This window comes from Mesorhizobium sp. M0491 (genome assembly GCF_040321265.1).
In the GTDB taxonomy this organism is placed as follows: Bacteria; Pseudomonadota; Alphaproteobacteria; order Rhizobiales; family Rhizobiaceae; genus Mesorhizobium.
The window spans coordinates 79,082-99,345 of sequence record NZ_JAMYRE010000026.1; the positions used below are offsets into that span (position 1 = coordinate 79,082).

Annotated in this window: 22 protein-coding genes; 19 read left to right on the forward strand and 3 right to left on the reverse strand. The window is 62.5% G+C overall.

What is annotated here, in order from left to right:
- Positions 1 to 57 precede the first annotated feature (57 nt).
- From NKI69_RS28155 to ruvB, 9 genes are all read left to right on the forward strand, one after another.
- A complete protein-coding gene (locus NKI69_RS28155) occupies positions 58 to 438 on the forward strand; it encodes a hypothetical protein (protein ID WP_023811843.1) in 381 nt (126 codons plus the stop codon).
- A gap of 398 nt (positions 439 to 836) precedes the next feature.
- Positions 837 to 1,370, forward strand: coding sequence for a protease adaptor protein RcdA (rcdA, locus tag NKI69_RS28160; protein ID WP_023811844.1), 534 nt, complete (start codon positions 837 to 839; stop codon positions 1,368 to 1,370).
- Positions 1,371 to 1,446: 76 nt separating this feature from the next.
- Positions 1,447 to 1,956, forward strand: coding sequence for a crossover junction endodeoxyribonuclease RuvC (gene ruvC / locus NKI69_RS28165; RefSeq protein WP_127296188.1), 510 nt, complete (start codon positions 1,447 to 1,449; stop codon positions 1,954 to 1,956).
- 56 nt (positions 1,957 to 2,012) lie between these two features.
- On the forward strand, positions 2,013 to 2,282 hold the full coding sequence (locus NKI69_RS28170; RefSeq protein ID WP_023811846.1) for an AbrB/MazE/SpoVT family DNA-binding domain-containing protein: 270 nt from the start codon (positions 2,013 to 2,015) through the stop codon (positions 2,280 to 2,282).
- A complete protein-coding gene (locus tag NKI69_RS28175) occupies positions 2,260 to 2,679 on the forward strand; it encodes a type II toxin-antitoxin system VapC family toxin (protein WP_352440965.1) in 420 nt (139 codons plus the stop codon). Before NKI69_RS28170 ends, NKI69_RS28175 begins: the two co-directional genes overlap by 23 nt.
- A 27-nt stretch (positions 2,680 to 2,706) precedes the next feature.
- Positions 2,707 to 3,327, forward strand: a complete 621-nt coding sequence (ruvA, locus tag NKI69_RS28180; RefSeq protein ID WP_023811848.1) for a Holliday junction branch migration protein RuvA — start codon at positions 2,707 to 2,709, stop codon at positions 3,325 to 3,327.
- A gap of 68 nt (positions 3,328 to 3,395) precedes the next feature.
- Positions 3,396 to 3,680 carry an AbrB/MazE/SpoVT family DNA-binding domain-containing protein gene (locus NKI69_RS28185; protein WP_352722983.1) on the forward strand — a complete coding sequence of 95 codons (285 nt, stop codon included), beginning with the start codon at positions 3,396 to 3,398 and terminating at the stop codon, positions 3,678 to 3,680.
- Positions 3,677 to 4,081 (forward strand): type II toxin-antitoxin system VapC family toxin, encoded by a 405-nt coding sequence (locus NKI69_RS28190; protein ID WP_127296186.1) that lies wholly within the window; start codon positions 3,677 to 3,679, stop codon positions 4,079 to 4,081. The genes NKI69_RS28185 and NKI69_RS28190 overlap by 4 nt, the downstream gene beginning before the upstream one ends.
- The gene (gene ruvB, locus NKI69_RS28195) at positions 4,078 to 5,115 is read left to right on the forward strand and encodes a Holliday junction branch migration DNA helicase RuvB (RefSeq protein WP_023811851.1); all 1,038 of its coding nucleotides are present in this window, start codon (positions 4,078 to 4,080) and stop codon (positions 5,113 to 5,115) included. The genes NKI69_RS28190 and ruvB overlap by 4 nt, the downstream gene beginning before the upstream one ends.
- Before the next feature lie 26 nt (positions 5,116 to 5,141).
- Here the strand turns inward: ruvB and NKI69_RS28200 are convergent, their stop codons facing one another.
- Positions 5,142 to 6,392, reverse strand: coding sequence for a glycoside hydrolase family 5 protein (locus NKI69_RS28200; RefSeq protein ID WP_352440962.1), 1,251 nt, complete (start codon positions 6,390 to 6,392; stop codon positions 5,142 to 5,144).
- Positions 6,393 to 6,449: 57 nt separating this feature from the next.
- On the opposite strand from NKI69_RS28200, the gene ybgC reads away from it, so the two are divergent.
- From ybgC to ftsH, 9 genes are all read left to right on the forward strand, one after another.
- Positions 6,450 to 6,920: a tol-pal system-associated acyl-CoA thioesterase gene (gene ybgC / locus NKI69_RS28205; RefSeq protein ID WP_352440961.1), complete on the forward strand. Its 471-nt coding sequence runs from the start codon at positions 6,450 to 6,452 to the stop codon at positions 6,918 to 6,920.
- A gap of 397 nt (positions 6,921 to 7,317) precedes the next feature.
- Positions 7,318 to 8,028 carry a protein TolQ gene (gene tolQ, locus NKI69_RS28210; protein WP_013529145.1) on the forward strand — a complete coding sequence of 237 codons (711 nt, stop codon included), beginning with the start codon at positions 7,318 to 7,320 and terminating at the stop codon, positions 8,026 to 8,028.
- A 10-nt stretch (positions 8,029 to 8,038) separates the two neighbouring features.
- On the forward strand, positions 8,039 to 8,491 hold the full coding sequence (gene tolR / locus NKI69_RS28215) for a protein TolR (RefSeq protein WP_023811855.1): 453 nt from the start codon (positions 8,039 to 8,041) through the stop codon (positions 8,489 to 8,491).
- Positions 8,492 to 8,498: 7 nt separating this feature from the next.
- The gene (tolA, locus tag NKI69_RS28220) at positions 8,499 to 9,656 is read left to right on the forward strand and encodes a cell envelope integrity protein TolA (protein ID WP_128305345.1); all 1,158 of its coding nucleotides are present in this window, start codon (positions 8,499 to 8,501) and stop codon (positions 9,654 to 9,656) included.
- A gap of 67 nt (positions 9,657 to 9,723) precedes the next feature.
- On the forward strand, positions 9,724 to 11,007 hold the full coding sequence (tolB, locus tag NKI69_RS28225) for a Tol-Pal system beta propeller repeat protein TolB (RefSeq protein WP_502900202.1): 1,284 nt from the start codon (positions 9,724 to 9,726) through the stop codon (positions 11,005 to 11,007).
- A 250-nt stretch (positions 11,008 to 11,257) separates the two neighbouring features.
- On the forward strand, positions 11,258 to 11,764 hold the full coding sequence (pal, locus tag NKI69_RS28230) for a peptidoglycan-associated lipoprotein Pal (RefSeq protein ID WP_013529149.1): 507 nt from the start codon (positions 11,258 to 11,260) through the stop codon (positions 11,762 to 11,764).
- A gap of 225 nt (positions 11,765 to 11,989) precedes the next feature.
- The gene (gene ybgF / locus NKI69_RS28235; RefSeq protein ID WP_128305347.1) at positions 11,990 to 13,084 is read left to right on the forward strand and encodes a tol-pal system protein YbgF; all 1,095 of its coding nucleotides are present in this window, start codon (positions 11,990 to 11,992) and stop codon (positions 13,082 to 13,084) included.
- Between the two features lie 57 nt (positions 13,085 to 13,141).
- A complete protein-coding gene (gene tilS, locus NKI69_RS28240; RefSeq protein WP_128305348.1) occupies positions 13,142 to 14,536 on the forward strand; it encodes a tRNA lysidine(34) synthetase TilS in 1,395 nt (464 codons plus the stop codon).
- Positions 14,537 to 14,661: 125 nt separating this feature from the next.
- Positions 14,662 to 16,590, forward strand: coding sequence for an ATP-dependent zinc metalloprotease FtsH (gene ftsH, locus NKI69_RS28245; protein ID WP_023811859.1), 1,929 nt, complete (start codon positions 14,662 to 14,664; stop codon positions 16,588 to 16,590).
- Between the two features lie 248 nt (positions 16,591 to 16,838).
- Here ftsH and NKI69_RS28250 read toward each other — a convergent pair whose 3' ends face one another.
- The gene (locus tag NKI69_RS28250) at positions 16,839 to 17,291 is read right to left on the reverse strand and encodes a hypothetical protein (RefSeq protein WP_352722984.1); all 453 of its coding nucleotides are present in this window, start codon (positions 17,289 to 17,291) and stop codon (positions 16,839 to 16,841) included.
- 240 nt (positions 17,292 to 17,531) lie between these two features.
- The gene (locus NKI69_RS28255; protein WP_352722985.1) at positions 17,532 to 18,377 is read right to left on the reverse strand and encodes a hypothetical protein; all 846 of its coding nucleotides are present in this window, start codon (positions 18,375 to 18,377) and stop codon (positions 17,532 to 17,534) included.
- A gap of 368 nt (positions 18,378 to 18,745) precedes the next feature.
- Between NKI69_RS28255 and glmM the strand changes: the two genes are divergently transcribed.
- Positions 18,746 to 20,098: a phosphoglucosamine mutase gene (gene glmM, locus NKI69_RS28260; RefSeq protein ID WP_023811863.1), complete on the forward strand. Its 1,353-nt coding sequence runs from the start codon at positions 18,746 to 18,748 to the stop codon at positions 20,096 to 20,098.
- The last annotated feature ends 166 nt before the right edge of the window (positions 20,099 to 20,264 follow it).

Genomic DNA, 20,264 nt, shown 5'->3' on the forward strand with positions numbered 1-20,264 from the left:
ATCGCCTGACGATCAACCCATTCCCGCAAACGGGAAAAGGCAATTCGGGGGACCATTATGCAAGGGATAGCACGGAATTTCTTCACGCTGGCCATCATCTATTCGCTGTGCGGCATGGCGCTCGGCCTGTACATGGCGATCAGCCAGGATCACGGACAGATGCCGACCCACGCCCACACGATGGTGGCCGGATGGCTGATGTCGGCGGTCTTCGCCTTCTTCTACCATTTGTTTCCGGCAATCGGGCAGAAGACGCTCGCTACCGTTCATTTCTGGCTGACCGCAATCAGCGGTATCGGCCTGCTGATCGGCCTCTATTTCCTGCTTGCCGGCAATGCCGCGATCGAACCGCTGGTGGCGGCCTCCTCGATGGGCTTCTACGCGGCCATGCTGTTGTTTGCCTTCATCGCCTTGCCCGCCGTCTGGAGGACAGCCTGAGCTAGCCTGACGTAGGAGATGCTGTGCTGTTACGGCACAGTATGGCGGCGTTCGGTCAAAAAACATCCGCGCCGTTAAGGCTTCATTAAGCTTTACAGGTGTTTACTATGTTCATCCAGTGATCTGGATTCTTACCGAGTGGTTGGAGCCACTTTGTTTGACGCCTCCCTGTTAAACTCCTGAGAGCCGCCTTATCCGCGGCTCTTTTTTTGTCTTCATTTCCCTTTTTGTCCGCATCTCGAAGGGGGCCGCCCAATGGCGGCTCGCCGTTAACCTTCTGTTAAACATGTGCTTGCCTTCGCCAGTGACGAAGCGCATTTTCAAGCTTCAGTCAGATAGGGTTCCGGGTGTATCGGCAGGGAGCCGAATCGGCCGGTTGCAAGTGCAGGGGCGTATCAATGAACGAGCCTTCGAAGGGCAGTGCGAAAACCGTCAAGCTGGCGGAGCGCCGGGTTTTCTCGCAATCCTTCAAGCCGCTTTACCAGGAAGGCATGGGCCTGGTCGAACAGGCCGCCGAATATCTCGACGGCAAGGGCCGGGCCGAGGCAAAGAAACTGTCGCGGCTGGGCGCCACGCTCTATGCGGCCGAATCGATGCGGCTGACCACCAGGCTGATGCAGGTTGCGTCCTGGCTGCTTTTGCAGCGCGCCGCCAATTCCGGCGAGATGACCCGCGACCAGGTCGCGTCGGAAAAGTCCAAGGTGCGCCTCGACACCGCTTCCGCCCATGACGAAGCCACCGGCTGGGCCGAGCTGCCCGAGGATTTCCTCGACCTCGTCACCCGCTCGCTGCGCCTGCAAGCACTGGTGCGCCGCATGGACGAGGAGATCTATGGCTCGGGCGCCTTGGTCGACATGCAACCGATGGCGCGCCGCCTCAATCCGGTTTCCGACCAGATCAGCCTGCTCAACACGGCTTTCGCTCGGGGTTAGACCTCGGTCTGTCTTTCTGTTTCCGGTTTGTTCACATTTCGCTGGCATCGCTGTGGGCCGGAGGTAAAGTCGGCAAATGGCGGAAGCGATTCGCATCATCGGTATCGATCCGGGGCTTCGGCGCACCGGCTGGGGCATCGTCGAAAGCCTCGGCAATTCGCTGCGCTTTATTGCTTCAGGCACTGTGAAGTCCGACGACAAGGCGGCGCTGGCAACGCGGCTGTGCCAGCTGCATGACGGGCTGGCGGATATCCTGCACAGCGCGATGCCGCACGAGGCGGCGGTCGAACAGACCTTCGTCAACAAGGACGCCGTGGCGACGCTGAAGCTCGGCCAGGCACGTGGCATCGCCATGCTGGTGCCGGCGCGTGCCGGTCTCGTCGTTGCCGAATATGCGCCCAACGCCGTCAAGAAGGCGGTGATCGGCGTCGGTCATGGCGACAAGAAGCAGATCCACATGATGGTGAAGGTGCTGTTGCCAAAAGCCGTCTTCGATACCGAACATGCCGCCGACGCGCTGGCCATCGCCATCTGCCACGCGCATCATCGGCAAAGCGTGGCCTACAGGATGGCGCTGGCCGGCTAGCTATGTTCTTGACTTGTTCACGTTGCAGGGATAAGTAATACCGCAGAGGTATTACCATGCGCGTGACCACCAAGGGGCAAGTTACAATCCCCAAGCCGATAAGGGACCGTCTGGGCATCGCCCCGGGCTCCGAGGTGGAGTTCGTGGCCACCGACGAGGGCGTTCGGCTGGTTGCCGTCAACGAGAACCTCTCCCAGGAAGACAAATTGCGCAGGTTCAGCGATGTCCTCGACCGGATGGAGGGGACGTTGGATCTGGGAGGCATGACCACCGATCAGTACATGGAGTGGTTGAGGGGGCCGCGTGAAGATCTCGACGTTGATTGACACAAATGTCCTGATCGACGTTTGGGGTCCAGCCGGACCGCTGAAAGGATGGTCGGCGTCGGCGATTGCTTCCTGCCGCCGTGATGGAGCCTTGGTGGTCAACACCATCATTTGGTCCGAACTCGCGCCACTGATAGCGACGGAAACGGCGCTTCGAAAAGCAGTCGACATGCTTGAGATGGATCGCGAACTTGTACCTTGGGACGCGGCATTCCTTGCGGGCGTCACGCATTCCCGCTATCGCCGGGCCGGGGGCAACAGGGAAAGAACCTTGCCCGATTTCTTTATCGGCGCTCACGCGACCGTCGCTGGACATCGTCTTTTGACCCGCGACGCCGCGCGTTACCGCAGTTACTTCCCGGAGCTCGACATCATCTCTCCTGAGACGCACCCATGAGAGCCCATCTTCCATGAAAGGTCTGGCATGATCGGCAAGCTCAAGGGTACGCTCGACGAGGTCGACGAGGACCATTGTCTCGTCGATATCCATGGCGTCGGCTATGTCGCCTATTGCTCGGCGCGCACGCTGGCCGCGCTGCCTTCGCCCGGCGAAGCGGTGGTGCTGTTCATCGAGACCTATGTGCGCGAGGACATGCTGCGCCTCTACGGCTTCCAGTCGCAGCTCGAGCGCGAGTGGTTCCGGTTGCTGATGAACAATGTGCCGGGCGTCGGCGCCAAGGTGGCGCTGGCCATCCTGTCGACGTTGGCGCCGGCGGATCTCGCCAACGCCATTGCGTTGCGCGACATCGCCATGGTTTCGCGCGCGCCCGGCGTCGGCAAGAAAGTGGCCGAGCGCATCGTCACCGAATTGAAGAACAAGGCGCCGGCCTATGCCGGCACCGCCTCGGGCACCATCGGCCTGAAACAAGAGCTCGGCGACGGCGTGGCATCCGCGCCGATAACCGACGCGGTCTCGGCGCTGGTCAATCTTGGCTATTCGCGCGACACCGCCGCCAATGCTGTGGCGGCGGCGCTGAAGACGGCGGGCGAGGATGCCGATGCGCCGAAGCTGATCCGCTTCGGGCTGAAGGAACTGGCGCAGTGATATGGTTGTTGGAAAAGAAAATTCCAACTATCATATGATTGGTAGGAAATTTCTTAGAAAGTAAGAAAATGGGTGCTTACGCCAGTCTGACCTCGAAGGGTCAGCTTACAATTCCAAAAGATGTCCGGGATGCGCTGTCACTCAAAACGGGTGACATGATCGCCTGGACGGTCATGGATGGCTACCTGATTGGAACACCGCGCAATCTCGACTTTGCGGACCTCGCCGGATTTCTGGGCGATCCGCCCGGCGGTCCGGCGTCACTGGAGGAAATCGACCTCGCGGTGCGGGATGCAGTTGGTAGGCATGTTCTCGGAGACGGATCGCAAGGCGGACGAGAGGGCGACGAGTGACGTCGATCGGCATTGATACGAACGTTCTGCTTCGAATGGTGCTGAACGACGATGCAGAGCAACGGGCGAAAGCCCTCGCATTCGGCGAAGGCCTCAGCGACGATGCTCCCGGCTTCGTCAGCTTGATCGTGCTGGTGGAATTCAGCTGGTCGTTGATTTCGCGCTACAGACTACCGAAAGAGCAGATGCAGGCGGCAATCCAGAGACTGTTGAAGGTCAAGACACTGTTGTTCGAAGATTTCGATGCCATCGTGATTGCGCTCGAAAGATCAAATTTGCCGCAGGTAGATTTTGCCGATGCGCTGATCGCCGAGCACAATCGAAATCTGGGTTGCTCGCATACAGTCACGTTCGATCAGCGGGCCGCCAAGTCCATTGCCAGTATGGAACTGCTCGCATGAGCCTGTCGCCCCGCCTGATTGCGCCGGAAAAACGCGGCGAGGATGCCGAGCAGACCTTGCGGCCGCAGACGCTTGACGATTTCGTCGGCCAGGCGGCGGTGCGGGCCAATCTCAAAGTGTTCATCGAGGCCGCCAAGGGCCGCAACGAGGCGCTCGACCATGTGCTGTTCGTCGGGCCGCCGGGCCTCGGCAAGACGACGCTTGCGCAGATCATGGCGCGTGAGCTCGGCGTCAATTTCCGCTCGACCTCCGGCCCGGTCATCGCCAAGGCCGGCGATCTTGCCGCGCTGCTGACCAATCTCGAGGAAGGCGATGTGCTGTTCATCGACGAGATCCATCGGCTGAGCCCGGCGGTGGAGGAGATACTCTATCCGGCGATGGAGGATTTCCAGCTCGACCTGATCATCGGCGAGGGACCGGCCGCACGCTCGGTCAAGATCGACCTCGCCCGCTTCACCCTGGTCGCCGCCACCACGCGGCTCGGCCTGCTGACCAACCCGCTGCGCGACCGTTTCGGCATTCCGGTGCGGCTCAATTTCTACACGGTCGAGGAGTTGGAGCAGATCGTGCGGCGCGGTGCTCGCATCCTGCAGATGCCGCTCGGCGATGACGGTGCGCTGGAAATCGCGCGGCGCGCCCGCGGAACGCCACGCATCGCCGGCCGGCTCTTACGCCGTGTGCGCGATTTCGCCTCGGTGGCCGGCGACGGCCATGTCGACCGCAAGATCGCCGACGAGGCGCTCACTCGGCTGGAGGTCGATGCGCTCGGCCTCGACGCGCTCGACCGCCGTTACCTGTCGATGATCGCGCGCAATTTCGGCGGCGGGCCGGTCGGCATCGAGACGATCGCCGCCGGTCTGTCCGAGCCGCGCGACGCCATCGAAGACATCATCGAGCCTTATCTGATCCAGCAGGGCTTCATCCAGCGCACGCCGCGCGGCCGCATGCTGACGGCCAATGCCTGGCGCCATCTCGGCCTCGACGCGCCGAAGGATCTGGCGCAGCAGCAGATCAACCTGTTCCAGGAAGAGTAATTTTCCGGCGCGCCGTCCGTGAGCGATCAACGCAGCCCACGGATCACGTCCATTACATCCGGCTCGGCCTTGTCGCCGTTGAAGGCGTCGACGATGCCGAAGGCGCCGCCATAGCTCCACACCGACCATGAGAAGCCATGTGCTTCGGCACGCCCGATCATGTCCCCGACATAGGCGGCCCGGTATTCGGCGGGCATCACATAGGAATTGCCATATTCCTGGCGGATCATGCCGAACTCGCCCAGCGTGATGTTTTCCGGCTTGACGCGGTTGGCCTTCGCCCATGCCTCGACCTTTTTGAACGGCGCATCCATCAAGCCGAGCAGTTTGTCGGGGCTGTCCATGCTGGCGACCTGTTCGTCGAGATAGGCAAGCAGGCCGCTCTGCCGCGTCCATGGCGCCTCGGCCTTGATCCTGGCGCGGATGGTGTCGAGCGTCACGTCGAGCTGTGCCTTGGGCACCGCGCTCAGCGGATAGGGCAGGCCAGTCACATAGGGGATGAAGTCGCCGGCCCAGGTTGCGCCCTGATGGGTGAGCAGGAACGGATCGTAGGAATGGAAGGTCCAGATGACGTTGTCGTCCGGTATTGTTTTCGGGTCGATCTTTTCCAGCGAGTTCGCAGCGGAATAGCAGGCACCAGTCAGGATCAAGGTTAGCTTGGTGGCCGAGGATCGCGCTGCCGCGAACAGTTTGCGCTGGCGGTCCGGCCACAGGCTGGTGCCGTCGCTGTCGCAGTCGACGATCGGTTCGTTCATCGGCTCGAGAGCCACTTGTCTGGGATCTTCGCCGGCCAGCGTGCGGGCCATCTTGCGCACCATCTCGAGATAGGCGTCGAAGGTCCGCGGGTCTTCCATCACTTGCGCCATGCCGATCTTGCGGCTGCCGCCGGCCGGGATCAGGTGCATGTCGACGACGACTTTCAGTCCGGCGCGGTTGATCATGCGCACGGAGTCCAGCACGCTGGCATAGAGGTCGTCACGCAAGGCCACGGTCTGGTCGGACAGGAAAGGCGAAGGGTCGACCGGCATGCGCAGGAAATCGAGGCCGGCATCCTTCAGTGCCTTGAGATCGTTCTCCCCAAGGAATTTGCGCCACTCCGGATAGGGCAGGATGGCCTTGGCGTCGCCCCATTGGTCTTCGCCGGGCCATGTGACCCATTGGTCGAGATTGAGGCCGCGCTTCATCGAAAAGCTCGCCGCCTGGCTGGGCCACGCCAAGGCCGCGAGCACAAGCAGCGCCGCCATCAAGGTCTTGATCATCGCCGTCAACAGTGCCATCCGATGCTGTGCCACGCGGGAAACAGGTGCCTCGTCGGGGCTGAAAAAGGAAGCGCAATGGGCGATCATGGTGAATCGGCGACGCTGCTGGCTGGGCTTTCCGGTGCGCTGACGGCGTTCGGCCACCGGCTGATGGCGCGGGTCTATTATGCCGACACGGATTTCTCCGGCGTCGTCTACCATGCGCGCTATCTCGAATTCTTCGAACGCGGCCGCTCCGACTATCTCCGGCTGACCGGCGTGCACCACACCGAGCTTGCCGACGGCAAGCATGGCGAAAGAATAGTCTGGGTGGTGCGCCGCATGGAGATCGACTTTCGCGGCCCCGCCCGCATTGACGACATCCTGACGGTCGACACCCGCACCGAGGAGATTTCCGGCGCGCGCATCTTCATGGCGCAGCAGCTCAAGCGCAGCGACGAGGTGCTGGTCGAGGCCAAGGTCGAGGCGGCGATCATCGGCGAGAATGGCCGCCCAAGGCGTTTTCCCAAGGAATGGGTGGCGGCGTTCATGCCGAGGGTGCGCTGATATTCAGGTGATGCCGGCCTGCAAACAGCAGCTTCCTGCGCTTCCGGTGCTCGCGTACGAAAAGTACGCTCCGCTCCGGTTCTCGGAATCTACCGTTTTCGGCTCGGCCTGACCTGAATCTCAGCACACCCTAGGCGCAGCCATTGAATTGATGGCCTTGCCGCGGGGCGTGGCAATGCGCCGCGCCTTATATACTAACCCATCCTTAACCATAACGGTTCATGAAGAGATTGGCGAAGATTGGCGTTATCGAACGCCTTCCTTTCACCAATATTTGCCCCGAAAAGGCCGATAACGGCACAGTTTGGGGTTGTTCCGGTAGCTTCGTGCGAACCGACCACAAGGGATGCCAGGGGCCAGCCGCCAGCTTCGCCCGGAAAATCTTAAGGACGTAACGATGGAAAATATCGCACTCGCCGATCCGGGCGCGCAATTGTCGGTTTGGTCGCTGTTCGTTTCGGCCAGTTGGGTGGTCAAGCTGGTCATGATCGGCCTGCTCTGCGCCTCGGTCTGGACCTGGGCGATCATCGTCGACAAGCTGGTTTCCTATGCCCGCATGCGGCTGGCGCTCAACCGGTTCGAACAGGTGTTCTGGTCGGGGCAGTCGCTGGAGGAGCTTTACCGCACGCTCGCCGACCGCAAGACCACCGGCATGGGCGCCATTTTCGTCGCCGCCATGCGCGAGTGGAAGAAGAGTTTCGAGAAGGGCGCCAAGTCGCCGCTCGGCCTGCAGACCCGCATCGACAAGGCAATGGACCTGGCGCTGACCCGCGAGATGGAAAAGCTGGAAGGGCGCCTCGGTTTCCTTGCCACCACCGGCTCGGCGGCACCCTTTATCGGCCTGTTCGGCACCGTCATCGGCATCATGACCTCGTTCCAGGCGATCGCCGGCTCCAAGAACACCAGTCTCGCGGTGGTTGCGCCCGGCATTGCCGAAGCGTTGCTGGCGACGGCCATCGGCCTGCTCGCCGCCATTCCGGCCGTCATCGCCTACAACAAGCTGTCGTCCGACGCGAGCAAGATAGCCGTGCGCATGGAAGGGTTCTCCGACGAGTTCTCCGCCATACTCTCGCGCCAAATCGATGAAAAAGTGGCCCCCAAGGCCTGAGGAGTAGCAGATGGGTATGTCCATGGGCATGGGAGGACGCGGCGGGCGCGGCCACAGGCGGCGCGGCCGTCACCATGCACTGATGTCCGAGATCAACGTCACGCCGATGGTCGACGTGATGCTGGTGCTGCTGATCATCTTCATGGTCGCGGCACCAATGCTGACGGTCGGCGTTCCGATCGACCTGCCGGATACGCAGGCGAAGGCGATGAATGCCGACACGCAGCCGATCACCGTCTCGATCAACGCCGCCGGCCAGATCTATCTCCAGGAAACCGAGATCCCGATCGAGGAGCTGGTAGCCAAGCTGCAGGCGATCTCGAAGACCGGCTATGAGGAGCGCATCTTCATCCGCGGCGACAAGTCCACCGACTATGGCACGGCGATGAAGGTGATGGCCCGCATTTCGGCCGCTGGCTACAAGAACATCGGGCTGGTTTCACTGCAGGAACAGGACCAATAGACGCGCGATGAAGACCGGCCTCACCACATCGGTGATCTTGCATACGGCGGCGCTGACCTTCGGCCTGTTCACGCTGACGGCGCCGGCCGCGCTTCCGTCGTCCGACGTCGAGTCGGTCGCGGTCGATATCGTGCCGATGGAAGCCATCGCGCAGACGTTGCAGGGCGACAAGAAGGCCGTGATGCATGAAAAGCCGGCACCCGTGCCGACGCAGCGCCCGGACATCGTTCCGGATGCGCAGAAGGTCGGCGAGAACAGCGTCGACACGGACAAGCCGATAACGCCGGAAGCAAAGCCGAAGCCGGTCGACATGACCTCGGCTCCGCCGCCCGCGCCGACGCCGATCGAAAAGCCGAAGCCCGAGGACGTGCCGAAGCCGCAGGAAAAGCCCAAGCCCACCCCGGCAACGGAAGTGGCGCCAGCGCCGACGCCCAAGGAAGAGGTCAAGCCCGAGCCGGTCAAGCAGGCCGACCCCAAGCCGACACCGGCCAAGCCGGCGCCGACCCCGCCGCCGCAGGACAAGACCGCCGCGATAGATCCGACGCCGGAGGTCAAGCCTGACGCCGTTGCCGAAGCCATAGCGCAGGAGCCGCCCGCCGAGGCGACACAACTGCCGGACTCCGCGCCCGCGCCGGAAGCACGCCCGAAGCCGCAGCCGACACAGGCCGAAAGCGCCAAGGCGCCGGACCGCAAGGATGCCGACAAGCCGGTCAAGGAAGCGTCCTCCAAGCCAAAATCGGACGACAAGCAGTTCAACGCCGACGAGATCTCCGCTCTGCTCGACAAGCAGAAGCCATCCGGCGGCGGCGCCAAGCGCTCGACCCAGCAGGCCTCGCTCGGCGGCGACAAGGATCAGGGACAGAAGCTGTCCAGGTCCGAAATGGGCGCCCTGGAAAGCCAGCTTGGCGGCTGTTGGACCCTTCCCGCAGGCCTTGAAGGATCCGAGAGCTTTGTCGTCGTGGTGCGGTTCAACCTGGATGCCTCCGGCAAGCTGGACGGGCGCCCGGCGGTCGAAAAGTCGAGCGGAAACCGTCAGTTCGACGAAAGTGCCGTTCGTGCAGTGCAGAAATGCGATGTCACCGGCTTGCAGGTTCCGGCCGGCAAGCAGGACATCTGGGCAGACGTCCGCGTCACCTTCGATCCAAGGGAGATGCTCGGCCTCTAAGGCCTGGGTATCCGAAAATCAGTACGAGAAGCGAGAAGACATGAAATCAATCCTCAAGCCGCTCCTGATGGTCGCAGCAATGGCGATGGGCATGACCGCGGCAGGCACGTTGCCGGCGCTGGCGCTCGTCGAGCTCAACGTCAACAAGGGCAATGTCGAGCCGCTGCCGATCGCCATCACGGATTTCCAGGGCGGCGACGCGCTTGGGGCGCAGATTTCGCAGATCGTCACCGCCGATTTGAAGCGTTCGGGTCTGTTCGCTCCGATCGACAAAAGCGCCTTTATCGAGAAGATCACCAACCCCGATGCAGCACCGCGCTTCGACGACTGGAAGGTGATCAACGCGCAGGCGCTGGTCACCGGCAGCGTCAGCAAGGAAGCCGACGGCCGCATCCGCGCCCAGTACCGGTTGTGGGATACTTTTGCGGGCCAGCAGATGGCCGGCGAGCAGTTCTTCGCCAACGACGCCAATCAGCGCCGTGTCGCCCACATCATCGCCGACGCCATCTATGAGCGGCTGACCGGCGAAAAAGGCTATTTCGACACCCGCGTCGTCTTCATCGACGAATCCGGCGCCAAGAACGCGCGCAAGAAGCGCCTTGCCATCATGGACCAGGACGGCGCCAATGTGCGCTATCTCTCGGACGGCAGGTCGATCGTGCTGACGCCGCGTTTCTCGCCGAACCGGCAGGAAATCACCTACATGTCCTATGAAAGCGGTCAGCCGCGGGTGTACCTGCTGCAGATCGAGACCGGCCAGCGCGAACTGGTCGGCAATTTCCCCGGCATGACCTTTGCGCCGCGCTTTTCGCCCGATGGCCAGAAGGTGATCATGAGCCTGCTGCGCGACGACGGCAATTCCAACATCTTCGCCATGGACCTGCGCAGCCGTTCAACGACGCGGCTGACCAATTCGACCGCCATCGACACCTCGCCGTCCTATTCGCCCGACGGCAGCAAGGTGGTGTTCACCTCCGACCGTGGCGGCCGCGCACAGATCTACGCGATGGGCGCCGACGGCTCCGGCCAGACCCGCATCTCCTTTGGCGACGGCGTCTATTCGACACCGGTATGGTCGCCGCGCGGCGACCTCATCGCCTTCACCAAGCAGACCGGCGGCGAATTCCAGATCGGCGTCATGAAGACCGACGGCTCGGGAGAGCGCATCCTGTCCTCCGGCTTCCAGCAGGAGGGACCGACCTGGGCGCCGAACGGCCGCGTGCTGATGTTCTTCCGCGATTCCGCCGGTGGCCCCAAACTGGTTTCGGTCGATCTGACCGGACGCAACGAGCAATCGATCCCAACGGCGAACTTCGCTTCGGACCCGGCCTGGTCGCCGCTGCTCGAATAGGTTCGGCTGAATTGCCACACATGCTGAGAAGGGGCCGTTTCGGCCCCTTTTCCATGCCTTGGCCGCCTTTTGGCCGTATTTACGCCTAGGGTCCGCGTGAACTGTGGCTTCAGGCCGAAACGGCTGCGGACGGGCAGCTTAAACCAAAATTTAACCGTGTTTCTTGAATGCCGGTTAACCCAAACGTGGTTACTGGGTGATCAACGAAATCACTCAAAGTAGATCACTCGAAATACGAAGGAGAGGCGGCATGGGCCGTATCGCAGCACTTACCAGAAACCCGGTCATGATCGCGCTGGTGGCGATGCTCGCCATCGCCGGTTGCGCCTCGAAGAAGACGCCGAACAACGCGGCCGATCTTGGCCTCAACGGCGCCGGCGCGGCGACGCCCGGCTCGGCGCAGGACTTCACCGTCAACATTGGCGACCGCATCTTCTTCGATACGGACTCGACCTCGATCCGTGCCGACGCGCAGACGACGCTCTCGCGCCAGGCGCAGTGGCTGAATCAGTACAAGCAGTATGCCATCGTCGTCGAAGGCCATGCCGACGAACGCGGAACGCGCGAATACAATCTGGCGCTCGGCGCCCGCCGCGCCGCCGCCACCCGTGACTTCCTTGTCGCCAAGGGCGTCTCGGCCAGCCGTCTCAAGACCATTTCCTACGGCAAGGAACGTCCGGTCGCGGTTTGCGACGACATCTCCTGCTGGTCGCAGAATCGCCGCGCGGTCACCACGCTCAGCGGTGCTGGCTCCTGAGGCATCACGCAGCCGACCGGCGCGTCAAAGAACGCGCGGCCGTCTAGCAGTAAAAATGCAACATACCTGCGCGAAAGGCGGCCCTGGGGCCGCCTTTTTCATATCCGGATGCTCGAAACAAAATTTGGCCGAAGTCTCGGCTCCTGCTATGAGCCGAGGGCGCTTGGCTGGTCCCATTCTGATTGGAAGGCGCGAACAAGCTAACGAAATCACTGCGAGAGGCACATGCATTTGAGATCGGTTCTGAGCGGCACGCTTGCGCTGCTGCTCCTATCAGGCGTCACCGCCTTGGCTAGTGGCACAGGGCAATCAACCGACAGCGGCTTTACCTTCCATCTTCCCAGTATCGAATTGCCGGGGTTTTTTGGTCAAAAGAAGAAACCGGACCAGGTTCAGCTGGTGCAGTCCGATCCTGCCGCTGTCACCAGCCTGGAAGAGCAACTGCGGCAGATGAACGGCAAGATCGAGGAACTCAATTTCCAGGTCCTGCAGATGCAGGAGCAGATTCGCAAGCAGCAGGAAGATAATGAATTCCGCTTCCAGCAGCTGGAAGGTGGCGGCACGCAAGGCGGGCAGCCGCCGGCGCAGAAGAAATCGGACGCCACCACCGGCCCCGACAACGACGTGGCGGCGGCCCCGGCAATACGGGCGCCGGCCGATGCCGGCGCCGCGCCCGCCAACGACCAATCGGCAGGCGGCAAGACGGTCGAGGACGTCATCGTCGAATCTCCCGATGGCGACCCCGGCAAGGTCATTCCCGGTACGGGAGCGCCGGAAAAGAATTTCGGCACCATCACCGTCGACAAGAATGGCAATGTCATCGATGCCGGCGGCAACACACAATCGACCGCGCCGGCGCAGGACACCGCGCCAGTCGCCGGGGCGGCGCCCAAGGCCGGCAAGTCCGACACGGTAGTCGCGGCGTTGCCCGCCACCAACAACCCGGAGGAGCTTTACCGCAACTCATACCAGTTCATCCTCTCGGGCGACTACGGCACCGCCGAGCAGGGTTTTCGCGACCACATCGCCCGCTTCCCCAGGGATGCGAAGGCGGCGGACGCGCATTACTGGCTGGGCGAGTCATTGCTCGGCCAGCAGAAATACCGCGATGCGGCCGAGACTTTCCTTGCCGCCAGCAAGGACTACCCCAAGGCCAAGAAAGCTCCCGACATGTTGCTGAAGCTCGGCGTGTCGCTGGTCGGCCTCAAGCAGCATGATGTTGCCTGTGCCACCTTCAGCGAGGTCGGCAAGCGCTACCCTGATATTTCCAGTGCGCTCAAGGAACGCGTCAAGCAAGAGAAGGCTCTGGCTGCCTGCTGATCCTTGTCCTACATGTCGTTGTCCTGAAACCGGGATCACTTTTGGGCGACATGCATTATGCTCGACACCGAGCCGGACCTTTCGTCTAACCCTTTTTCGCATATCGATTTTACCAGCGGCGCTGTTGCGGCCGTGTCCGGCGGCAGCGACTCGACCGCCCTGCTCCTTCTTCTCAGACACCATCTCGACCGTACGGCGCCGGCAACCAAGCTGCTGGCGGTGACGATCGACCACGGTTTGCGGTCCGGTTCGGCTGCGGAAGCGCAAGCAGTGGCGAAGCTGTGCGCCAGACTCGGAATTTCACACCGCATCCTGACATGGTCGGGCCTCAAGCCATCGACCGGCCTGCCCGCCGCCGCTCGCGAGGCGCGCTACCGGCTGTTGTCCGAAGCGGCACAAGCCGAAGGCGTCGGCATGATCCTCACCGGCCATACCGCCGATGACCAGGCGGAGACGGTGTTGATGCGGCAAGCGCGCGCAGAAGGATTGGCGCGGGACGAGGGCCAAGGCCATGCCGAAATGGCAGGCCGGGGACTTGCCGGCATGGCGCCGGCCACCCTGTATGACTCTCGCGCGTGGATCGTGCGGCCGCTTCTCGGGTTGCGGCGCGCGGCGCTGCGAGATGTCCTGCGGCGTGAGAATGTCGGCTGGGCCGACGACCCGACCAATGCCGACGAGGCTTTCGAGCGGCCGCGCATGCGGGCAGCCCTTGCCGACGGCAACGGTGCACAGCGCATCGGCGATGCACTGGCGTTGGCCGCGCATGAGGGCCGCGCGCGCAGTCAACTCGGCCTCGCCGCCGCTAGTTTGATCGGCGATTTCGCGACCCGGCTGTCCTGCGGGCTCATTCGTCTTGATCCGCTTTTGCTGAACACAGGTGACGAGCGAGCGGCCGTCTATGCGTTGCGTATCCTGCTGGCCATGGCCGGCGGAATTGCCTTCCTGCCGGATCAGGCCCGCAGCGAGACTCTGTTCGGTCGGCTGAGGGCTGGATTTCTTTGCGCCACATTGTCGCGGACGGTTGTGGATTCCCGGCGCTCCGGCATCTTCCTGCGCCGCGAGGCGCGCGGCCTGCCCTCCGCCGCTGCCATCACGGACGGCACCGTCTGGGATGGCCGCCGGCGCATCACATTGAACGACAGCAGCAGCGCATTGTTGATTGCCCCGTTCGGCGCAGCAGCGGCGAAGCGGCTGGCGAAGGGCGATGGAAAAACCCCGCCGAGCCTGATGCGCGCCGCGCTCGCCGCCGAGCCGGCGTTGTGGCAGGCCGGTGAATGCCTTGATTTGTCGGGGGATAGCCGGGCGCCAATGGCGGTTGAAGTGCGGCCGGTCGTTGCGCCCTTTGCCCGCTTCCTGCCGTCCTTCGACCTGGCGCCGGCGCGGGCCGTGGCCGGGCTGATTGGCGCGGCCCCGGTGCCGCCCTTGCCTTTCAGCGGCCACAGTGCCGGCTGATGGTTGCGCGAAAGCTTAACCCAGACGTGCTGTTCTGCTTGGCAAGGGGGGACGCTCTCCCTATGTTAGGCGCAAGTTTCCTCTCATGACGCGTGTCCGCCCCGCGGACGCCAACGGGACAATTGATGAATCCGAACTATCGCAACCTCGCGCTCTGGGCGATCATAGCGGTCCTGCTCATAGCCCTGTTCAATCTGTTTCAGACGCCGCAGACGCGAGGGGCCTCCAGCGATGTGCCTTATTCGCAGTTCCTGCAGGATGTCGCGGCGGGCCGGGTCAAGACGGTGACCATCGCGGGCGCCCGTATCAGCGGCACCTACACCGACAATGCCAGCGGCTTCCAGACCTATTCGCCCGGCGATCCTTCGCTGGTCTCGCGGCTGCAGGACAAGAACGTCACCATCAATGCGCGGCCTGAAACAGACGGTTCCAATTCGCTGTTCGGCTATCTGATCTCGTGGCTGCCGATGATCCTCATCCTCGGCGTCTGGATATTCTTCATGCGCCAGATGCAGTCCGGCTCCGGTCGCGCCATGGGCTTCGGCAAGTCGAAGGCCAAGCTGCTCACCGAAGCGCATGGCCGCGTCACCTTCCAGGACGTTGCCGGCGTCGACGAAGCCAAGGAAGATCTGGAAGAGATCGTCGAGTTCCTGCGCGATCCGCAGAAATTCCAGCGGCTCGGCGGCAAGATTCCGCGCGGCGTGCTGCTTGTCGGCCCTCCGGGAACCGGCAAGACGCTGCTCGCCCGCTCGGTTGCCGGCGAAGCCAATGTGCCGTTCTTCACCATTTCCGGTTCTGACTTCGTCGAGATGTTCGTCGGCGTCGGTGCAAGCCGCGTCCGCGACATGTTCGACCAGGCCAAGAAGAACGCGCCCTGCATCATCTTCATCGACGAAATCGACGCTGTCGGCCGTCATCGCGGCGCCGGCCTCGGCGGCGGCAATGACGAACGCGAGCAGACGCTGAACCAGCTCCTGGTCGAGATGGACGGCTTCGAGTCCAACGAAAGCATCATCCTGATCGCTGCCACCAACCGGCCCGACGTGCTCGATCCGGCACTGCTCAGGCCAGGCCGCTTCGACCGCCAGGTCGTGGTGCCGAACCCCGACATCGTCGGCCGCGAGAAGATCCTCAAGGTGCATGTGCGCAACGTGCCGCTGGCGCCCAATGTCGACCTCAAGGTGATCGCGCGCGGTACGCCGGGCTTTTCCGGCGCTGACCTGATGAACCTCGTCAACGAATCCGCGCTGATGGCGGCACGGCGCAACAAGCGCCTCGTCACCATGGCCGAATTCGAGGACGCCAAGGACAAGATCATGATGGGCGCCGAGCGCCGCTCGTCGGCCATGACGCAGGCCGAGAAGGAGCTGACCGCCTACCACGAGGCAGGCCACGCCATTCTCGCGCTGAACGTGCCGTCGGCCGATCCGCTGCACAAGGCCACGATCATCCCACGCGGTCGCGCGCTCGGCATGGTCATGCAGTTGCCCGAAGGCGACCGTTATTCGATGAGCTACAAATACATGATCTCGCGGCTCGCCATCATGATGGGCGGCCGTGTCGCCGAGGAGTTCAAGTTCGGCAAGGAAAACATCACCTCGGGTGCCTCTTCGGATATCGAGCAGGCGACCAAACTGGCGCGCGCCATGGTCACACGCTGGGGCTTTTCCGACAAGCTCGGCCATGTCGCTTATGGCGACAACCAGGAAGAAGTGTTCCTCGGCCACTCGGTGGCGCGCACGCAGAACGTGTCGGAAGAAACGGCGCAGATCATCGACGCCGAAGTGCGCCGCCTGATCGACGAGGCCTACTCATCGGCGAAGTCCATCCTGACCAAGAAGAAGAAGGAATGGATCGCGCTGGCGCAGGGCCTGCTGGAATACGAGACGCTGTCCGGCGAGGAGATCAAGCAGTTGATCGCCGGCCACAAGCCAGCGCGCGACCTTGGCGACGACACGCCGCCGAGCCGTGGCTCTGCCGTGCCGAAGTCCGGCGGCCGGCGCAAGAAGGGGCCGGAGCCCGAAGGCGGCATGGAACCGCAGCCATCGAGCTGAGCTTGACCACTGATTTCATCGAACGCCGCGGCTTGCTCCGCGGCGTTTTTTGTTTTTGGCGTTGGGGAGGAGTTGTCCGCGACCTCGCATCTGCGACGATGACGATTGGCGAAAGCCTAGGTGATAGCCAATCTCCCCCCTTGCGGGGGAGATTGGCAACGTCGCCGCGGGCGTGCCCTCGAAGGCAACAAAGAAGGCCCGCGAACCCTGCGGTTCGCAGGCCTTCTCTTCTTCAGATGTCTTGTCGCTCAGCTCTTCAGCTTGGCATTGCACAGGCTGTAATAACCGCCGCCCTTCTGGATCCAGCGAAGGCCGTTCAACGTGCCCGCGTCCTTGTTGCCATGGTAGCCCTGGAGACAGGTCTTCATGCGCGCCTTCGCGGGCTTTTCGGTCTCGAACTCGGCGGCCAGCGTGGTTGGGAATGTCACGCCCGCGGGCGCTACAGTGGGGGCGACCGCCGCGCTGGTTTCCTTTTTCGTCTGCGGCTCGGTTTTGACCGTATCCTCGCTGACACTGTCCGCTGCTGATGTCGCGCACTTCTCCTTGCGAAAAGCTGTCCAGTCCATGCCGTTCAGAGTGCCGCCTTCCTTGGCTGTTCGATAGGTCTCGCCGCATTCCTTCATCGTCAGTGCGCTTGCGGGGGCGACGCTCCAAGCGACAAATGCGGTCGCAGCCAATACCGCCAATTTCAAACTGTGCATAAGACCCTCCTGGTTGATAATAAGTTTGACGTCTTTTTGTATACGGTTTGTTCTTTATATGTTCAACCAGAATCGTTACGGACTACCGATGAGCTTGGCGGTGGGCAGTAGGCGAATTGATGATGCCGGCAGCCCGGCGACATGCAGTTGCGAGCAAGGCAGTATGCGTCTTCGCGCAACAAAAAAGGCCCGCGCATCTTGCGATGCGCGGGCCTTTGTTTGGAGACTATGGCTAAGCGATCAGCTCTTCAGCTTGGCATTGCACAGGCTGTAGAAGCCGCCGCCCTTCTGGATCCACTTCAGGCCGCCAAGCGCATTGGCGTCCTTCAAGGCATAATACTGGTCGAGGCAAGTGTGCATGCGGCCTTTACCGGGGGTCTCGCTGGAATATTTAGCCGAGATCGCGGACGGGAAAGTGACGCCCTTGGGTGCGGCCGTGGTCGGCTTTGCCGGCTCCTTGGTGTAGCTCGCCTCGTCGGCGGCCGGCACGGTGTCGTCATCCGAGGCACCGGTACCGCATTCGGCCTTGCGGAAGTCGTTCCACTTCATGCCTTTCAGCGTGTTGGCCGTCTTGGCAGCCTGATACTTGGTGCTGCATTCGGCCATGCTCAGGCCCTTGCCGTCGGCGGGAGCCGCGGCTGCCTTGGTGGCTGCCGGCTTGGCGGCGGCAGCGGCGGATGCACCGGCGGCGCATTCGGACTTGCGGAAGTCGTTCCACTTCATGCCGTTCAGCGTGCCGGCGGCCTTCGCCGCCTGGTATTTGGTGCTGCATTCCTTCGCCGTCAGGCCCTTGGCCGTGCTGTCGTCCGTCGCGGCGGCAGCCTTGGCCGGCTTCGTCTCGGCAGCCTTCGTGGTGTCAGTTGCCTTCTTGGTATCGGCCGGCTTGGCGTCGGTGGTTGCCGCGGCATCGGTGCCGCATTGAGCCTTGCGGAACTGATTCCAGGTCGCTCCGGCGAGTGTCCCCGCATCCTTGGCGGCGTTATACTTCGTGCTGCACTCGGCCATCGTCAGTGCGTTGGCTGGCGCGGCCAGGAACAAGGTCGCGACGGCGAGGCCGGTCAAAGTGGCAAGTCGGTGGATGAGCATAGCGTTTCTCCGTTGCAGCAGCCCATGATACGTCCCTGCAAATCAATAACGCTCAACGGCCGGTTGCGCCAGATGCTAAGTGGCGTATATATCGCCGAAAACCGGCTTCTCCCGATAAGGTGATGAAATCGTTGTCCATTGCCTGGTTGAGAGCAAGGTTTTCCTGATGCATCCGCGCTGAAAGGCTCGAATGACTTGTATATTGCAGCATGGCAGTCTGGGCATGTCAGGTTGCAGCCACGTTGTGTGCAGTGCACAACAATGGTTTTCTAAGAATTGGTAACGTATAATCACACAATGTGATCATAGCGCGCCGGCCAATTGTGGCATGACGTGCCGGGGAAGAAACTTCGAGGAAGCTGACTAGCATGGCAGGGAATTATTTCGGCACGGACGGCATTCGCGGACGCGCCAACAAGTTTCCGATGACCGCTGAAATCGCGATGCGGGTCGGCATGGCCGCCGGCCTTTCCTTCCAGCGCGGCAGCCACCGACATCGTGTCGTGCTCGGCAAGGACACCAGGCTTTCCGGCTATATGATCGAGAATGCGATGGTCGCCGGTCTTTGTGCCGCCGGCATGGACGTGTTCCTGCTCGGCCCGATCCCGACTCCGGCTGTCGCCATGCTGGTGCGTTCGCTGCGCGCCGATATCGGCGTCATGATCTCGGCCTCGCACAACCCCTATTACGACAACGGCATCAAGCTGTTCGGACCCGACGGCTATAAGCTCTCCGACGAAATCGAGGAGCGCATCGAGAGCATGCTCGACAAGGATATCGAACTGGCGCTCGCCGATTCCGACGGGCTTGGCCGCGCCAAGCGCGTCGACGGCGTGCATGACCGCTACATCGAATTCGCCAAGCGCACCTTGCCGCGCTCGATGTCGCTCGCGGGCTTGAGGATCGTCGTCGATTGCGCCAATGGCGCGGCCTACAAGGTGGCGCCCGAGGCGCTGTGGGAACTGGGCGCCGAAGTCGTCGCCATCAATGTCGAGCCCAACGGCTTCAACATCAACAAGGAATGCGGCTCGACCCATCCGGCCGGCCTGCAAAAGAAGGTGCACGAAGTGCGCGCCGACATCGGCATCGCGCTCGACGGCGACGCCGATCGCGTCGTCATCGTCGATGAAAACGGCGCGATCGTCGATGGCGACCAGATCATGGCGCTGATCGCCGAATCCTGGCACCAGAGCGGGCGGCTTGCGGGCGGCGGCGTCGTTTCGACGGTGATGTCCAATCTCGGCCTCGAGCGCTTCCTCGGCGGCATGAAGCTGCAATTGCACCGCACCAAGGTTGGCGACCGTTATGTCGTCGAGCATATGCGCGCGCATGGCTTGAATGTCGGCGGCGAACAGTCAGGTCATATCGTGCTGTCCGACTTTTCGACGACCGGCGACGGCCTGGTCTCGGCGCTGCAGGTGCTGGCCTGCATCAAGCGGCAGGGGCGGCCGGTCAGCGAACTGTCGAAAAAGTTCGAACCGGTGCCGCAGCTTCTGAAGAACGTCCATATTTCCGGCGGCAAGCCGCTCGAGGAGGCGCCGGTCAAGGCCGCCATCGAAGACGCCCGTAACCGCCTCGGCAAGACCGGACGGCTGGTTATCCGGCCGTCAGGGACAGAACCGCTGATCCGCGTGATGGCCGAAGGCGACGACCCGCAACTGGTCGAGTCCGTCGTCAACGGCATCGTTGAAGTCATCTCGGAAACGCGCAGCGCCGCCTGACCCAGCGCGTCCAGCAGGACGTGGATCGGACAACCAGGCGCGCCGCGCTCCCTTAACCGGTCCAAGGCCCGCCCCTCGGCGTAATGCAGTTCACTTAAGTTGGGCTGGATGAGGATCTGGTAAGACCTATCGAACAGGATGGAGATTCGTTTCCATCCTGTTCGTG

Coding starts and splice junctions, on each gene's coding strand:
- NKI69_RS28250 (WP_352722984.1), bottom strand. CDS start 17,291: ATGCACAGTTTGAAATTGGCGGTATTGGCTGCGACCGCATTTGTCGCT.
- pal (WP_013529149.1), top strand. CDS start 11,258: ATGGGCCGTATCGCAGCACTTACCAGAAACCCGGTCATGATCGCGCTG.
- ruvC (WP_127296188.1), top strand. CDS start 1,447: ATGGCGGAAGCGATTCGCATCATCGGTATCGATCCGGGGCTTCGGCGC.
- NKI69_RS28185 (WP_352722983.1), top strand. CDS start 3,396: ATGGGTGCTTACGCCAGTCTGACCTCGAAGGGTCAGCTTACAATTCCA.
- tolQ (WP_013529145.1), top strand. CDS start 7,318: ATGGAAAATATCGCACTCGCCGATCCGGGCGCGCAATTGTCGGTTTGG.
- NKI69_RS28200 (WP_352440962.1), bottom strand. CDS start 6,392: ATGGCACTGTTGACGGCGATGATCAAGACCTTGATGGCGGCGCTGCTT.
- NKI69_RS28155 (WP_023811843.1), top strand. CDS start 58: ATGCAAGGGATAGCACGGAATTTCTTCACGCTGGCCATCATCTATTCG.
- NKI69_RS28170 (WP_023811846.1), top strand. CDS start 2,013: ATGCGCGTGACCACCAAGGGGCAAGTTACAATCCCCAAGCCGATAAGG.
- ruvA (WP_023811848.1), top strand. CDS start 2,707: ATGATCGGCAAGCTCAAGGGTACGCTCGACGAGGTCGACGAGGACCAT.
- glmM (WP_023811863.1), top strand. CDS start 18,746: ATGGCAGGGAATTATTTCGGCACGGACGGCATTCGCGGACGCGCCAAC.
- tolR (WP_023811855.1), top strand. CDS start 8,039: ATGGGTATGTCCATGGGCATGGGAGGACGCGGCGGGCGCGGCCACAGG.
- ybgF (WP_128305347.1), top strand. CDS start 11,990: ATGCATTTGAGATCGGTTCTGAGCGGCACGCTTGCGCTGCTGCTCCTA.
- tolB (WP_502900202.1), top strand. CDS start 9,724: ATGGTCGCAGCAATGGCGATGGGCATGACCGCGGCAGGCACGTTGCCG.
- tolA (WP_128305345.1), top strand. CDS start 8,499: ATGAAGACCGGCCTCACCACATCGGTGATCTTGCATACGGCGGCGCTG.
- tilS (WP_128305348.1), top strand. CDS start 13,142: ATGCTCGACACCGAGCCGGACCTTTCGTCTAACCCTTTTTCGCATATC.
- ybgC (WP_352440961.1), top strand. CDS start 6,450: ATGGGCGATCATGGTGAATCGGCGACGCTGCTGGCTGGGCTTTCCGGT.
- ftsH (WP_023811859.1), top strand. CDS start 14,662: ATGAATCCGAACTATCGCAACCTCGCGCTCTGGGCGATCATAGCGGTC.
- NKI69_RS28255 (WP_352722985.1), bottom strand. CDS start 18,377: ATGCTCATCCACCGACTTGCCACTTTGACCGGCCTCGCCGTCGCGACC.
- ruvB (WP_023811851.1), top strand. CDS start 4,078: ATGAGCCTGTCGCCCCGCCTGATTGCGCCGGAAAAACGCGGCGAGGAT.
- rcdA (WP_023811844.1), top strand. CDS start 837: ATGAACGAGCCTTCGAAGGGCAGTGCGAAAACCGTCAAGCTGGCGGAG.